The sequence below is a fragment of the Leptospira noguchii serovar Panama str. CZ214 genome (assembly GCF_000306255.2).
Lineage (GTDB): Bacteria > Spirochaetota > Leptospiria > Leptospirales > Leptospiraceae > Leptospira > Leptospira noguchii.
On sequence record NZ_AKWY02000024.1, the window covers coordinates 107,485 to 121,865 of the forward strand.

Here is a 14,381-nt window from a genome sequence, read left to right on the forward strand (position 1 = left end):
ATGCCACATCTTTCTTTTTTAAATGGCGAAAAAGTAGATATTCATTCTGCTCAATCGATCTTATTTCATTTAGGTGGAATTGCGATCCGAAACTCTTTGCCCGGACCTTCCGTTCGTAAGTTTTTATTAGAACAAAAACCAAAAGGAAGAATTCTACTACTTTCTGTAGGAAAGGCGGCAGAAGAAATGGCTAGTGTCGCTTATGAAATCCTACAATCTCAGATTTTCGGAGGAATCATTCTCACAAAATACGGATATACTTCTGGAAAAAAATTTCCACCTTTGGAAATTTTAGAAGCGGGTCATCCAATTCCAGATACAAACAGCATACTTGGTGGAAAAAAAATCATAGAACTCTGCTCTAATTTACAAGAAGACGACACCGTTTTAGTACTTCTTTCCGGAGGTGGTTCCTCTTTAATGGAAATTCCCGAGCCCGGTCTCAATTTGGAAGATATAGTCGCCTGGAACTCTAAACTTCTTTCCTGCGGAGCAGATATCCAAGAAATCAATTCCATAAGAACACTTTTATCTTCTCTCAAAGGAGGAGGGTTACTTACAAACATTCTTCCTTCAAAATCGATCACTTTAGTCCTATCGGACGTAATTGGAGACGACCTTTCTAAAGTAGCTTCTGGACCCACAATTCCTTCTAAAATCGAAAAAGATTCTATTTTAAGAATATTCAAACAATATGATTTACTCTTAGATCCTAAGTTTGAAGCCGTTCTAAACAAAAAAACGGAACGATTTGTAAAAAATTCAAATCAAAAAACCAAATCCAAAATTTTTTCAGTAGAATACAAGATCGATCCCAACAGAAATTCCGTTCATTGTATCGGAAACATAACCCAAGCGCTCGACGCCGTTCAAAAAGAATGTATAAATTTGAATATTCCAGTTCTATTACTGACCTCTTCTTTGAATTGCGAAGCAAAAGAAGCTGGTTTCTTTTTAGGAGAAATTGCAAAGGAGAATCTGAAAAATAAAAATTTTCCCCTCTTAATTCTTTGCGGAGGAGAAACTACGGTGACTCATGATGGTTCTGGCAAAGGAGGAAGAAATCAAGAATTAGCACTCTCTTTTTCCAAACGAATCTCCGGTTGCCAAAGAATCACTTTATTTTCTCTCGCAACGGATGGAAGCGACGGTCCCACCGACGCAGCGGGGGCGATCGTAGACGGAACCACTTGGAAAAAAATTTATAGGACCAACGACGCCAACCTGGCTCTTAAAACGCATAATTCCTACGAAGTTTTAAATCGAGTCAATTCTTTGGTTTTTACGGGCGCTACTGGAACCAACGTAAATGATATTCAATTTTTATTGATTACTAAGTTTTAAAAAATTTTTCCTACTCAATCGTAGAATTTCTGACTCCTGGGCTCTCGAAGCAGAATATTTTTCAATGAAAAAAATCTTTTGTAAAAAATAAAATAATAAACTCTGTATATTCAATTTTTTTAAAATTTAAAAAAAACCTTAACTTAAAAATAAATCTACAGCTAAATGAAAAAAAATCAATCGCTTTGAGGATAAAACCTGAGACAGTTTCTTCCTTCCTCTTTTGCTAAATAGAGAGCCTTGTCAGCGCGTTCGATTAACTCCGTGATGGAATTTTCAGGACTTGGACTTAAGGTAGCCATACCTATACTAACAGTTACGATCGAAGCAGTTTTAGACGCGGCATGTGGTATTGCCAAATTTTCTACGTTTTCCAAAATATTCCGACTTACAACAACCGCATTCGACTCGGTTGTTTCAGGTAGCACAACCGCAAATTCTTCGCCGCCGTATCTCGCCGCTACATCCCCCGCTCTTCTTGCACAATCTCGAATTGCAGAAGATACCTGTTTCAAACATTGATCACCACCCTGATGACCATAAGTATCGTTATAAAGTTTAAAATGATCTATATCCAACATAATAAGAGCAATACCTGCTCCAGTTCTCCAACAACGTTTCCATTCCGTAGATAAAATCTCATCAAAGTATCTACGATTGTAAAGTCCCGTCAAAGAATCCGTCCTTGAAATGGCGACTAGATAGGCGTTCACTTCTTGAAGTTGATCAGTCAGTTTTTCCAACTCCTTTTCTCTCTCCTTTCTTCGAGTCATTTCTTCAAAAAGTCTAAGAGCCGAACGAACCCGCGCTAAAAGTTCAATCGCATCAAACGGTTTTACTACATAATCAATTGCACCGGAATCGAACGCTTTTTGCAAAACTTCCGATTCTTTCAGAGCCGTGATCATAATGACAGGAATATCTTTTAATTCTTTCTTTTCACGAATCAATTTAAGAATTTCAAGTCCTGTAATTCCTGGAAGTAGAATATCCAAAAGAATCAAAGAACATTCTTTTTGAGGAGGTTCTTGGTTTTGTAAATTTAACCAACCGATGACCTCCTCGGGTGACTGGCTCGTATAAGTATTCTTGTATCCCGACTTTCTCAGGATACCCTGCATCAACATACAGTTTTCCTGTGCATCGTCTAAAATAAGAATGGAATCCATCTCGAATTTTCTCCTCGGTTTTTTACAACGGGCAGCACCAGACTAAGAAGGAATATAAAAGTCCCTTTAATATCAAACGATTTTTTAAAAACTTCTTGCCTGATCCTTTGATTTCTTAAGTCTAAAAAATAAGATGAAAGCAAAACGTTGCACAGCCTTTTTAGGTATGATCGGTTTGACCTCTGCTTTAATTTGTTTTACAGTGATGCTTTCCGGAAATTCTTGTCCCGCGTTCAACCAGACAATTGAAACTAATTGTCATCCATCCCAAAAAACGGATGACCAAACCTCTCCTACTTGTTCTTCTTGTAATTTACTCTTTTCTGCGGAACATTCTAAAGCTCCAGAATTGTACAGAAATTATTTCTCTGTTCTTACAGTTTTTCAGAACCCTTTTCATTTTGCATCTTTGATTTTTCATTTTTCAAAGACGGGTAAAAATTCAAATTTAAACGCGCAAAAGTTCGTCAGTCAATCCATTTCTTCCATCAGATTATTGATCTGATACAAATTCTCTTCTAAAATCATTTTACAACTTTAAAATTAAGGAATATTATATGTTAACTAGAAAAGAATTACTCGCACAATCCGCAGCTCTAATTGCATTTGCATCCGGAGCAGGTTCACTTTTGGCAAAAGGATCGGATCACAAATCCTCAAAAAAAATCGAAAAAAAATTATATCAAAAGATAGATAAAAAAATTCTAGACGCGGCATCCAAATGCGCGTTAAACTCCGAAATCTGTCTTTCCCATTGCGAAGAAAATCTAGCAACGGGAGATACGATGCTTGCAGACTGTCTGAAAACGGTAAAAGATACTTTAGCTCTTTGCAAAGCATTCGTAAGTTTAGGATCTTCTCAGTCTACTTTTGCAAAAGAAGTAGCCTCAATCTGTATCAAGGCTTGCGAGGTTTGCGAAAAAGAATGTAGAGTTCACGAATCTCATCATGAGGTCTGCAAAAACTGCGCGGACAGTTGTCAAGAATGTATTTCAGAACTAAAAAAAATAGCATAAACAGGAGAAACAGAATGAAACAGAAAATTATAATATTCTACTTTTTTGGTTTTATTTTAGTAGGTTTGTCGGAGGCAAAATCTATCCTTCCCACAAGACCCGCAATTTTGTCTGAGTTAAATCGGATCCACCAATCTTTTTTTAATGGGCAAGAAGTAATCGTGGAACCGCTGATCGCCTCATTACAACAGGAAACGGCTAGAGATTCTTCTCTTTCTCCTGCTCTCAAAGCGGCGAAAAAACTCAAAAACGCATCGGATGAAAAAACCAAACTAGATGCCTATTCCGAACTTTCAGAAGCACTTAAAGAATACATTCAAAAAGATAAATCTGCAGGATTTCACGTATTCTATTGTCCCATGGTAAAAAAGAAATGGATCGCTTCCGGAGATAAGGTCCAAAATCCTTATGATCCTACTATGAAAGATTGCGGAAAAAAAATATAAACGAGAACCGTTTTTAAAAAACTTTTAGATCCCGCGATCTCAACTGAGGTTCGGGATCTAAATTTTGAAACGAACTAACAATTGATTCGTCAATTTGTGTTACTTAGAATTAAAACAAAAATTTATAGTACTAAAAATTAGGAATCTCTATAAAATAGTTTTTCCATTTTTGTAAAGGCCGTAATTATGCAAAAATTGGATTGGATGGTTATTCTTTTTGGGTTTTATAGAAATTTCTAAAATTGGCCCGTGTTATTATTATCAAGTCGTATAAAAATGGTGCTTAATTTAACAATAGTTTTACGAAAATACAAAACTCTTACAAATTGATAACTATTCCGAAATTTATAGTTTTTTTTCAACAGCTCCTTTTTGTTCTGGAAATCGAATTTCAAATTTAGTTCCCCGATCTAAAACCTCAAGATGTAATTTCCCTTGAATCTGTTTCGTAAGAATATTAACAAGTTGTAATCCAAGAGTTTCATGGTTTTTATTTATCATTTCTTTCGGAATTCCTTTTCCATTGTCTTCAATGATCACGATCGTATTTCCCAGTTCGCGGCGAGCGATAATCTTTAAAAGTCCTTCACAACCATCTGGAAACGCATGTTTGATCGCATTTGTGACCAACTCACAAACAATAAGTCCAAGTGAAATTGCTATGTTCATACTTAAGACCAAACCTTGGGCCTCTATCATATGTTTAATTTTTAAACCCACTCCGTATAAATTCCAAAGATTTTCCAAAAGCATATTTAAATAACTATGAAAATCCACATGAGAAAGATCATTGGATTTATAAAGTTCGTTATGAACCAAGGACATAGAAAAAACCCTACTTTCCGTATCCTTGAGTAAATTATAAAGTTCTTTTGCAGTTAAATTCCTAGACATGGCATTATCCGCTTGTAGATTTAAAAGCGAAACCATAATTTGCATGTTGTTTTTGACCCTATGATGAATTTCCTGAATCAAAGCGTCTTTTTCCGCAAGAGTGGCCAAAATCGATTCTCTATTTCGAATCATCTCGGTAATATCTGTGACAACCGCCAAATTTAAAATTTGATTTTGATAGTGGAACTTATAAACCGTAGTATCCGCGATTAATTTTTCTCCGCCCTTTTTTTTGTGGACAAATGAGGAAGCTTGATTAGCTCCAAATTGAAAGAAAATAATTTCCTGTTTTACCTTATCGAAATCAGACGATTCAAAAATCTGTAAAATCGACTTCCCAATCAAATCCTTCTCTTCGTAACCGTATTTTTCAATAACTGCTCGGTTTATTTCTAAAATTTCTAAAGAGTCGTGTTCAAATAAAAAAGCCGGGTGAGGATTGTATTGAAAAAACAAACGGTATCTTTCTTCGCTTTCTTGTTCAAAAACACTTTTCTTTTCAAGTTCCAAAGCTAAACGATTTCTTTCATAAGCAAAAATGAGAGAACGACTCAAGGAATAAGAATCAAACTTACCCTTATAAACGTAGTCCTGTGCTCCGATCTGAAGAGCGTTTACGGTAATTTCTTTGTCTTCAGCTCCGCTACAAATAATAACAGGAATTTGAGGAAATCTTCTTTTAATTTCGGATAACGCTTCCAAACCAGTTCGATCTGGAAGGGAAAGATCTAACATCACTAAATCGGGACTTTCATTGGTGATAAGACTTAGCCCAGCGGAAAAATCGGCACCACGGCTAATCCGAAAAGAAGGACTTTGAGATTCACCCAGATATTCCTGAATCAATCTGTAATCCGCGTTCGAATCTTCGATCAAAAGAACTGAAAAAGTATCTTTAAACATAAGAATGAAACTCTCTACCTATTCATTGTTCTAAAATAAATTCTCGAGGAAAACGTATGATTACTCCGAAACCGGAAGTACGATCGGTTTGTATTTCCAGGTCTCCTCCGTGAAGTTCAACAATCCTTTTGCAAAAAAAAAGTCCTGTTCCAGATCCGGAAAGTTCTTCCGATGAGTGAAACGTTTTGAATAAATCTATAAAATAATTTTCTTCCAATTGATTAACACCGATTCCGTTATCTATAACTTGAATTAGGTGAAACTGAGGCTTTAAATCGTAAGCAATACAAACTTTACACGCCGTGTTTTTATTTCTGAACCGGATAGAATTTGTAATTAAGTTTAAAAAAAGTTCTTTGAGAAGAGATCCATTTCCTAAAATATCCGGAAACTCTCCTTTGACCTCAACGTGTAGATCAGCCTTGATTAGATTTTCATGAAGTAATGTAATACTTTCCTCTAAAATCTTTTGAAGGGAAACAGTTTTAAATATATTTCTTTCTTTTTCGATTTTTAAAAATAAAAGCAAAGCGTTTATCCGCTCCCAAAGGCGTTGGGAAGATTGGATACTAAACCACAAAAACTCTTTACCTTTTTCATTCAAAGAGTTTGAATATTTTTCGTATAAAAGATTTAAAAAAGTATTCTGATTTCGTATTGGTTCTTGTAAATCATGATACATCCTGGAAACAATAGCCGCAATTTCCATTTCTTTCGTTTTAATTTTTAAATCTGAAATTTCCAAAAAAAGAAACTCACTTTCCTCGGATTTTTGTTTAGTCATAGAACCTTGGAAATCTACTTTTTCTTTAAAAGAATTTAAAAGCTGTTCTTCAAAAAAGATTGTTCGATTGAATTCACAATTCTTAAATCTTTTGAATAAAGATGAATTTTGAAAGGATAGTATCTGATCTAATCTTTGATTTATTAACTCCTGAGTTTCAGAAGGAAAGCAAACTTTTACAAAAGAGGAATTGCAACTTATAATACGCAAATCATGGTCTAAAATGGCGACTGGGGCCCTTAAATGAGACAAAATCTGGCATTCAATCATTTCCAATGATCCCTGGTATACCTTGAAAAAGTCTCATATAAGATTCTCAAAAACGAACTCTTTAAATTTTAGTAGAATAAGTGCTGATCTAGATTTTTTGGCCTACTTTTATTATCGTAAAAAAAGTAGTTATCTCAATAAAAATGTCAATCTTGGTTTTATTTTTTTACGAATTTCAGAATATTCTTTTTTTCGAATTTATATTCCTTTAATTTTCTCTATTCTATAACTCGCTTACTTTTAATTTTCGGCGGATGTTTTTGTCCCATTCCAATGTGTTTTTGTTATTAAAAGTCCATGACAAAATGATACGTTTGAATTTCAAAAATTCTTACGTATTTAAGAGCCCTATAAAATAAATTTTTATTGAATAACAACCGCAAAACGGTGATTTTATGCAGAAATTGGATTTTATACAAATTCACTATCACTGATCCAATCTTACGACAAATTCGATACAAGAGATTTATTTTATAAAATCTGATTTTTCCGTGAAAATAAAATGTTGGAACTCATACATTTAGAAAATTATATCTAGTTTTCTTACACCAAATTCGCATTAATCTAAAGTATCCCCAATTAAGACAAACCAACCGTTTAAGGCTAGTTTTGAAATACTCTTACCAAGTAATTCGTAAAACCTAAAAATGTGGGAACTCATACCATTTTAAAAACAGAATTCTAAAACAACTTTCTATGGTCCCTCAAAGAACAATTCAGTGAAGATCAAAGTTTAAGGAGAAACCGTAACTGTTTCTATAATCACCGATTTTGTAGGCTTGTCTTGAAATCCTGTTTCCGTTTCTGAAATCGTTTCTACGATATCCATTCCTTCCACAACCCTTCCAAAGACAGCGTGTTTATTATCTAAATAAAAATTATCTCTTACATTGATAAAAAACTGAGATCCACCCGTATTCGGTCCTGCATTTGCCATCGAAAGAGTAAATTTTTCGTTCTTCAAATCCTTATGAAATTCGTCTTGGATTTTATAACCAGGCCCGCCCGTTCCATTTCCAATAGGACAACCACCCTGAATCATAAAATTTTTAATAACTCTATGGAATGTAAGACCATTGTAAAATCCATCTTTGGCCAATTTGATAAAATTCCCCGCAGTAATGGGAGCCTTTTCCTCATCCAAATAAACCGAAAAGTTTCCAAAATTTGTTTTAAATATTGCAGTCGACATTCTCTTCTTCTTTACTCCTCTATTTTAAGAATTTATTTCCACTTTCCGATACTACACTAAGGTAGAAAGCGATTTCTTACGAAAAACGAGCAAAAACGTAGGAATTAAGTAATTATACTATTTTAAAGAACTTCCGAAAACAAAATAGAATATTCCTCTCGAAGGAAACATTTTTTTCTGGATCTTAAGAGTCTTCATTTATGTTAGAAATTCATCGTCGTTATATTCCCTTTGGAACATCTGGAGCCCTCATTTTTATTTCCGATTCCCATACAAACTTTCTAAAGGACCTTCCCGAAGAAATCTCCAAAAAAGAAATCGGAACGATTTGTTTTGTCTCCAGTACACTCGACTCCAATACACTCGACTCCAATACACTCGACTCGATTCCTACTTCTGTAAATGTATTTTCCTTACTCATACCACCTGGTCCAGAAACAAACGACTCTGTTTACAGTTCTTTTTTACAAATTCAAAAATTCTTAAAAAGAGGAAATATACTATTTTTAATCGCACCCGATTGTGAGACTAGATTTCCTTTACTTCTTTCTAAACTTTTACTGGCAAGTTCCCCTTCCCTAAGCGATTCAGAATTACAAAATCAAATTTCTCATTTCGGATATTCTTACTCAGAGCCAGACCAAACCTCATTTCGAAAATACATTTCTAAACACAAATCTACTCATTCTATCCCAGAAATTCCACCCGGTGAATTTTCCGTATCGGTTCATATCACTCGGGAAAATAAACGTTCTTCCGCTCTAAAATATAAAATTAAATACGAACCCGGGGCAGAAAACCTAACCCAAATCAAAGCAGTTCCATATTCGGAAGAAGAAAGAAAAAAGACCATCTCCTCTTTTCAATCCTTTCCTATCGACGCAATTGAAATCGATCATTTAGAAAATAATCAAAAACTAAAAGAGTTTTCGGTTTCCGGAGAACCAACAACTACCTCAAACGAAAATTCTTCGGAATCAAATCATGTATCTTCCGAATCTAAACCAGAACTTCCTACAACAGAAACAGAAACTTTTTCTGAAAATGCACAAACCTCTGAAAACGTTTCACCTCCGATTGAATCGGCTCACAAATCTGCAGAGGAAATTCAATTAAAATCACAAACGGAATCGATTTCAAATATAGGACCTACTTCTTCTAAAGTTGATAAAAACACGTTAGACGAAACAAAAACGAAACCTGCTACTGTCCAAGAACTTTCTACTTCCCAAGTAAAATCAAAGTTTCCGCTTCAGATCAAATTGATGGCGGTCATTTCCGTTTTGATGACGTTTACGGTCTCCACGATCATTTTTTTCGCATCTTCTGCATTTCGAGACGATTCCGAAGTCAGGGTTCTTCAAAACAATTTAAATTTAGTGAATATTCTAGGATTAAAAATTAAAACCGATATCAAAGAAATTCTCACCAATGGCAAACAAATGGTAGGAGCTTTGGTTCAAGGCAAAGATGGAATTTCATTTGCGGATATTTTTTTTCAAAACGATCCCGACTTTATCTATGCGGGTCTCTTCCAAATGGAAGGAAACATTCCGTCTGTGGTCAATGAGTTCTTCAACGAACCTTATTTAAGCGAACTCAAGGTCTCTACAAAAGAAATTTCAGACCTCGTGGGAAACAGACCTGGGCTCATTCAAAAATCAGTTCTTACTGGCGGAAGAATGGAAAATCTAAGTGCTGAGTTTAAAGAACCAATCCTTGCCATCGCTATTCCTTCTTCCGGTTCCAATTCTAAGGTTTTAGTTTTGGTTCTTCGATTGGAGAAATTCCTAAACGCATTTCAAAAACAAGATATTTCCGAAATTTTTCTGGTCAACGGAGAAGGAGATCTAATTGCTCATTCAGATCCGAAACTTTTACAATCGAATACAAATTTTATGAATCTTCCGATTGTAGAATCCATGGTCAAAAGTTCCGAGAATACCAAACAGATTGAATACAAAGATAAGGACGGTAATGCCTGGTTCGGCTCCTATCAGAAGTTGGGTTTCGGGGGAGCAGCGGTAGTTTCTATCGTTCCAGAAAACAAGGCCTTTGAAGCGGTCTATAAGATTCAAAAAACAAATCTTCTGATCATGGGGATCGCTCTATGTTTAGCGCTTATCATCGTATTCTTTTTTGCAAAAACGATCACCAAACCGGTGTTAAATTTATTACGAGCCACGACTGAAATCGCACAAGGTAATTTTAAAATTAAAATTAGTTCCATCACAAACGATGAAGTAGGTCTTCTTACTGATTACTTTGTGGACATGAGCAAAGGTCTGGAAGAAAGGGAAAAAGTAAAAGACGCTTTAGGAAGATTCGTAAACAAAGAAATCGCCGAAATGGTATTAAAACATGAACTCACTCTCGGAGGAGAAAGAAAGATGTGCGCCATTTTCTTTTCCGATATTAGAAGTTTTACTTCCATTTCCGAAAAACTACAACCGGAAGAGGTTGTGGAATTTCTAAACGAGTACATGACCGAAATGGTCCACTGCGTCAATGAAACCCACGGGATCGTAGACAAGTTTATCGGAGACGCAATCATGGCTACTTGGGGAGCCGCTAAAACTTCAGATAGAGACGCCGAAAACGCGGTTACTGGAGCCTTGATGATGAGAGAGGCTCTCATAAAATTTAACCGGGGCAGAGGTAGCGAAAAAAAACCAATCATCCAAATTGGTTGTGGTCTTAATTTTGGTCCGGTCATCGCCGGACAAATCGGCTCCGAACAAAGATTGGAATATACGGTGATCGGAGACGCCGTCAACCTGGCCTCCAGAGTGGAAGCCCTGAACAAACCTTTCGGAACGGATATTTTGATCACACAAGATCTTTTAGATCACGTCCCGGAAATTTTCAACGTAGAAAAGATGCAATCGATCAAAGTAAAAGGAAAAGAAGAACCGCAAGTGATCTACGCGGTTTTAGGTAGAAAAGACGATCCCAACTGTCCTAAAAATTTAGAAGAAGTGAGAGAAAGAGTAGGAATCATTTGGGAACCACCTAAAAAAGGTTCGGATTCCGAAAAAGAAGTTAAGTATGAAATACTTGACTGAAGAAAAGTACGTAGTCACTGTTCTTACGGGACTCATTTTACTTTTTAGTATATTATTATACCTTCATATAACCTCCGGACATAAAAAAGGTAACAATCCAGAAATCGGAAAGATCATTTTCAAAAACAGAAAAGCCCAGAGAAAGTACGACTCCGAAGTTCTTTGGGAAGAAATCGAAACCGAAATGAAAGTCAGAAACAGGGATACCGTCCGAACAGACGACGGAGCCGAAGCCGTTTTGGTTCTAAACGACGGAACCGAAATTAAACTAGATCAAAAAAGTATGATCTTTTTAGACTTTTCGGATAAAAATCTATCAATCGACTTTGCCTACGGTTCCGTTTCCGCAAATAAAGACAGTGGTACCGAGCTTCAGATCAAAAGCGGCGAAACCACCGTGGAAGTTGGAAAAGGAGATCTGAAACTTTCCAAAACAGAGGATCAAGCACTCAATCTTGAAGTTTCCAAAGGAAATGCAAAAGTCAAATCCGGAAATCAAGAATCAAACGTAAGTAACAACCAAGCGATTGAACTTAAAAACGGTAAGTCCGAAATTCGTTCTTTATCGATTTCCCTAAATTCTCCTACAGAAAGAAAATTTTTTCAAACTTCTTCTAACTCCTTTCCGGTTTCCTTTAACTGGAACAAGGCGGAAAGTGCAAAGGAATATACATTAGAAATTTCGAATTCTCCTAATTTTTCCAAAAACATAATCCGCACCAAATCGAACGGAACTTCCTTAAATAGATCTTTGGAAAAAGGAACACACTATTGGAGAGTTACCGCAATCAATCCTGAAACCGGAGCGCCTGAATACAGTGAAACTCGTTCTCTTATTATATTAGGAGAATTAAAATCTTCTCTTTTTACTCCGACAAAATCGGAGGAGTTTAAATTTACATCCAACGCTCCAAGTATAGTTTTTCAATGGACGCCAGTGGATTTTACAAACAATTACATTTTTGAATTAGCTAAAGATAAGGAATTTAAGGAAATTCTAATCAATCAAGAAATTCAAGGAACTCTTTATCGCTGGGACAAGACAAAAGAAGGAAAATATTTTGCGAGAGTCACTCCAAAACCTTCCTTGACCGATTTAAAAGCGCATCAATCCGATGCGGTTTCGTTTAACGTAAGAAAGTTGGAAAAACCGGAACCTCCTGTTTTGAAAAAACCTTCCGATCAGGAAGAAATTTCTCTTCGAAAATTTTCTAAAGAAGGAAATTTATTCGTATGGTCAGGTTCGGCGGATTTTTCAGAATATACTCTTGAAATCGCAAGTGATTCCGAATTTAAAAATGTTTTATATAACAAAAGAACTGGCTCTTCTTCTTTGATCTCTTCTCCGATCTCGAACGCAGGGACGTATTTCTGGAGAGTCAAAGGAACACTCAAAGAAGGGGATCCTATTTTTACAACCGTAAGACAATTTAAAGTCCAATCTTTAGAAAATTTAGAACTTTTATTTCCCACAAATGAACAAGAATTGGGACATCCAGCCAACCATAAATTGACATTTCGTTGGCAGAGACCGGAACCTTCAGGAGTATATAAATTAGAGGTTTCTAAAAATTCTGAATTTTCCGGAGAAGTAACTCGTGAAAATTTTCGTTCCTCTTTTGGAACCGTTTCGATTCCTTCCGTAGGAGAATATTTTTGGAGGGTGTCTCTCTTAGGTTCTAACGGCGAAAATTTAATATCAAGTAAAACCCAAAAATTCAAAACTTCTGACAGTACTCCTTTCTTAAGCCAAAGTAGTCCTGCAACCGAAGAAACCATCGACATTTCCAATCGGGAAAGTATCGATTTCCGTTGGGAAACGGAAGGAAATACGGAGTTGGTAATCTTGGAAATTTTAGAAAAAAAAGCGGGAAAAAACAAATCGATTCTTAAAAAAGAAATTAAAGGAGACTCTTACTCGTTTAAAGATTTTGGAATATTAGAAGAAGGTAAATTTACTTGGAGGCTTTCCGCCAAATACAAGGACAAAACGGGAGTTCAAAAATTTACGATTCCGGTTTTTAGAAATTTCGAAATTAAGTTGAATAAAACGATCCGACCTCCAGAAGTTCTTTCGCCAAAGGAAATTTATGTGGAATAAAATTCTTTTATCGTTCATACTATTTTTGATTTCTTTTTCTATTTTTGGAGAAGACTTTTTAGAATGGAAACCAGTTCCCGAAGCGGGAGGTTATTTAGTTGAAATCAAAGATTCCGGTGGAAGAATCACTAGAGAAAAAACGAAATCTACTCGTTTCGAAGTGAATTTACCTCCTGGAGTTTACGAACATAGGATCGGTGTTCTCAATAAATTTGGAAGGGTTTCTGTGTTTACCGATTGGATTTCTTTTGAAGTGATTCTTTCCAGGGCGCCGTTTATCAATCCAGATTCGAGTACTAAACTTTTAAAAGAAAAGTTAGGATCTTACTTAACCGTTACAGGAGACAACTTCACGGAAGCGATGAACGTTACTCTGCTTTTACCTTCGGGGGAAACGATCAAACCGGATTTTGAATTCGTTAGTTCTAAAGAAATCAAACTCAAAATCGAAAATCTAAATCTCAAAAACGGAAGTTATACACTTTCTTTAGAAAATCCTAGAAATAAAAAAACTGCTAAAAAAGGTTTTTTGGTCCTTGCAGATTCCGAGGAAGAACTTGCGCAAATTGTTAAACGAAGTGGGCAAGAAAATGAAGTCACGTCTTCGGGAATTCAATGGGGTCCCGCAATTCAATCTTCAGTTTTGCCCGGTTGGGGACAATCCAATCAAGATAAAAAATACAAACGCTGGGTCTTTCCAATTTTAATTTTAGGAGCGATCGCTTTTTCCGCAGAACGTTTTTCGGCATACAATTCTAGTTTATCTGCTTTGAATCAGAGTAAAACCTTGAACCAAACTTTCTTTTTGATGAACGACCCTACTCTTATTTCTTTGGCGGCTTACAATTATATACAAGGACAATCCGATTATTCAAATTCCTCTTCAATTTACAATCAGCTCAATGTTTCTTTAGAAATTATAGCGGTATTATATCTGCTTAACGTACTGGACGCCGCTTTGATCGGATCCTCAAGTTCCGATTCTACAGCGTATCCTTCCGAAGGAAAAGTAATTCCATTTATTAAAACCAGAAGGTTAGAATCCGTTCAAGCGGAACGTCCTTCCGGAAACTTTTTTCCAAATTCATTTGAATTCGGTATAAAAATTTTTCTATAATTTCAGTTAAACAAAATATTCTAATTTTATGTAAATAAAGTGAAAGGGATCGATGCGGGGAAACTCAGCGCTTCGTTTCT

At 35.8% G+C, this 14,381-nt stretch carries 11 protein-coding genes; 7 read left to right on the forward strand and 4 right to left on the reverse strand.

The features are described 5' to 3' along the window. Positions 1–1,344 (forward strand): glycerate kinase type-2 family protein, encoded by a 1,344-nt coding sequence (locus tag LEP1GSC059_RS14170; protein ID WP_017214354.1) that lies wholly within the window; start codon positions 1–3, stop codon positions 1,342–1,344. 176 nt (positions 1,345–1,520) lie between these two features. On the opposite strand, the gene LEP1GSC059_RS14175 is transcribed toward LEP1GSC059_RS14170, so the two are convergent. Continuing rightward, the gene (locus tag LEP1GSC059_RS14175) at positions 1,521–2,513 is read right to left on the reverse strand and encodes a GGDEF domain-containing response regulator (protein ID WP_002177550.1); all 993 of its coding nucleotides are present in this window, start codon (positions 2,511–2,513) and stop codon (positions 1,521–1,523) included. Positions 2,514–2,646: 133 nt separating this feature from the next. On the opposite strand from LEP1GSC059_RS14175, the gene LEP1GSC059_RS14180 reads away from it, so the two are divergent. The 3 genes from LEP1GSC059_RS14180 to LEP1GSC059_RS14190 are packed head-to-tail and all read left to right on the forward strand — an operon-like array spanning position 2,647 to position 3,975. Then, positions 2,647–3,018: a hypothetical protein gene (locus tag LEP1GSC059_RS14180; protein ID WP_017214356.1), complete on the forward strand. Its 372-nt coding sequence runs from the start codon at positions 2,647–2,649 to the stop codon at positions 3,016–3,018. 52 nt (positions 3,019–3,070) lie between these two features. After that, complete coding sequence (locus LEP1GSC059_RS14185) at positions 3,071–3,529, forward strand: four-helix bundle copper-binding protein (RefSeq protein WP_020980970.1); 459 nt, start codon at positions 3,071–3,073, stop codon at positions 3,527–3,529. A 14-nt stretch (positions 3,530–3,543) separates the two neighbouring features. Then, positions 3,544–3,975, forward strand: a complete 432-nt coding sequence (locus LEP1GSC059_RS14190; protein ID WP_002177544.1) for an LIC13259 family plasminogen/vitronectin/complement-binding protein — start codon at positions 3,544–3,546, stop codon at positions 3,973–3,975. Between the two features lie 345 nt (positions 3,976–4,320). On the opposite strand, the gene LEP1GSC059_RS14195 is transcribed toward LEP1GSC059_RS14190, so the two are convergent. The 3 genes from LEP1GSC059_RS14195 to LEP1GSC059_RS14205 all read right to left on the reverse strand — a co-directional run bounded on the left by LEP1GSC059_RS14195 (position 4,321) and on the right by LEP1GSC059_RS14205 (position 8,018). Continuing rightward, complete coding sequence (locus LEP1GSC059_RS14195) at positions 4,321–5,772, reverse strand: sensor histidine kinase (protein WP_017214357.1); 1,452 nt, start codon at positions 5,770–5,772, stop codon at positions 4,321–4,323. Between the two features lie 22 nt (positions 5,773–5,794). Then, positions 5,795–6,826: a sensor histidine kinase gene (locus LEP1GSC059_RS14200; RefSeq protein ID WP_020980952.1), complete on the reverse strand. Its 1,032-nt coding sequence runs from the start codon at positions 6,824–6,826 to the stop codon at positions 5,795–5,797. A gap of 733 nt (positions 6,827–7,559) precedes the next feature. Further along, positions 7,560–8,018: a peptidylprolyl isomerase gene (locus tag LEP1GSC059_RS14205; protein ID WP_002177540.1), complete on the reverse strand. Its 459-nt coding sequence runs from the start codon at positions 8,016–8,018 to the stop codon at positions 7,560–7,562. A 200-nt stretch (positions 8,019–8,218) separates the two neighbouring features. Here LEP1GSC059_RS14205 and LEP1GSC059_RS14210 point away from each other — a divergent pair, with 200 nt between their 5' ends. The 3 genes from LEP1GSC059_RS14210 to LEP1GSC059_RS14220 are packed head-to-tail and all read left to right on the forward strand — an operon-like array spanning position 8,219 to position 14,301. Then, positions 8,219–11,083 (forward strand): adenylate/guanylate cyclase domain-containing protein, encoded by a 2,865-nt coding sequence (locus LEP1GSC059_RS14210; protein ID WP_017214359.1) that lies wholly within the window; start codon positions 8,219–8,221, stop codon positions 11,081–11,083. Continuing rightward, complete coding sequence (locus LEP1GSC059_RS14215; RefSeq protein ID WP_017214360.1) at positions 11,067–13,184, forward strand: FecR family protein; 2,118 nt, start codon at positions 11,067–11,069, stop codon at positions 13,182–13,184. Before LEP1GSC059_RS14210 ends, LEP1GSC059_RS14215 begins: the two co-directional genes overlap by 17 nt. Further along, positions 13,174–14,301: an LIC11435 family protein gene (locus LEP1GSC059_RS14220; protein ID WP_017214361.1), complete on the forward strand. Its 1,128-nt coding sequence runs from the start codon at positions 13,174–13,176 to the stop codon at positions 14,299–14,301. The genes LEP1GSC059_RS14215 and LEP1GSC059_RS14220 overlap by 11 nt, the downstream gene beginning before the upstream one ends. The last annotated feature ends 80 nt before the right edge of the window (positions 14,302–14,381 follow it).

What these genes read in the sequence shown, in the direction of transcription:
- LEP1GSC059_RS14170 (WP_017214354.1), top strand. Translation starts at nt 1, where the DNA reads ATGCCACATCTTTCTTTTTTAAATGGCGAAAAAGTAGATATTCATTCT.
- LEP1GSC059_RS14195 (WP_017214357.1), bottom strand. Translation starts at nt 5,772, where the DNA reads ATGTTTAAAGATACTTTTTCAGTTCTTTTGATCGAAGATTCGAACGCG.
- LEP1GSC059_RS14200 (WP_020980952.1), bottom strand. Translation starts at nt 6,826, where the DNA reads ATGATTGAATGCCAGATTTTGTCTCATTTAAGGGCCCCAGTCGCCATT.
- LEP1GSC059_RS14175 (WP_002177550.1), bottom strand. Translation starts at nt 2,513, where the DNA reads ATGGATTCCATTCTTATTTTAGACGATGCACAGGAAAACTGTATGTTG.
- LEP1GSC059_RS14215 (WP_017214360.1), top strand. Translation starts at nt 11,067, where the DNA reads ATGAAATACTTGACTGAAGAAAAGTACGTAGTCACTGTTCTTACGGGA.
- LEP1GSC059_RS14190 (WP_002177544.1), top strand. Translation starts at nt 3,544, where the DNA reads ATGAAACAGAAAATTATAATATTCTACTTTTTTGGTTTTATTTTAGTA.
- LEP1GSC059_RS14185 (WP_020980970.1), top strand. Translation starts at nt 3,071, where the DNA reads ATGTTAACTAGAAAAGAATTACTCGCACAATCCGCAGCTCTAATTGCA.
- LEP1GSC059_RS14205 (WP_002177540.1), bottom strand. Translation starts at nt 8,018, where the DNA reads ATGTCGACTGCAATATTTAAAACAAATTTTGGAAACTTTTCGGTTTAT.
- LEP1GSC059_RS14180 (WP_017214356.1), top strand. Translation starts at nt 2,647, where the DNA reads ATGAAAGCAAAACGTTGCACAGCCTTTTTAGGTATGATCGGTTTGACC.
- LEP1GSC059_RS14220 (WP_017214361.1), top strand. Translation starts at nt 13,174, where the DNA reads ATGTGGAATAAAATTCTTTTATCGTTCATACTATTTTTGATTTCTTTT.
- LEP1GSC059_RS14210 (WP_017214359.1), top strand. Translation starts at nt 8,219, where the DNA reads ATGTTAGAAATTCATCGTCGTTATATTCCCTTTGGAACATCTGGAGCC.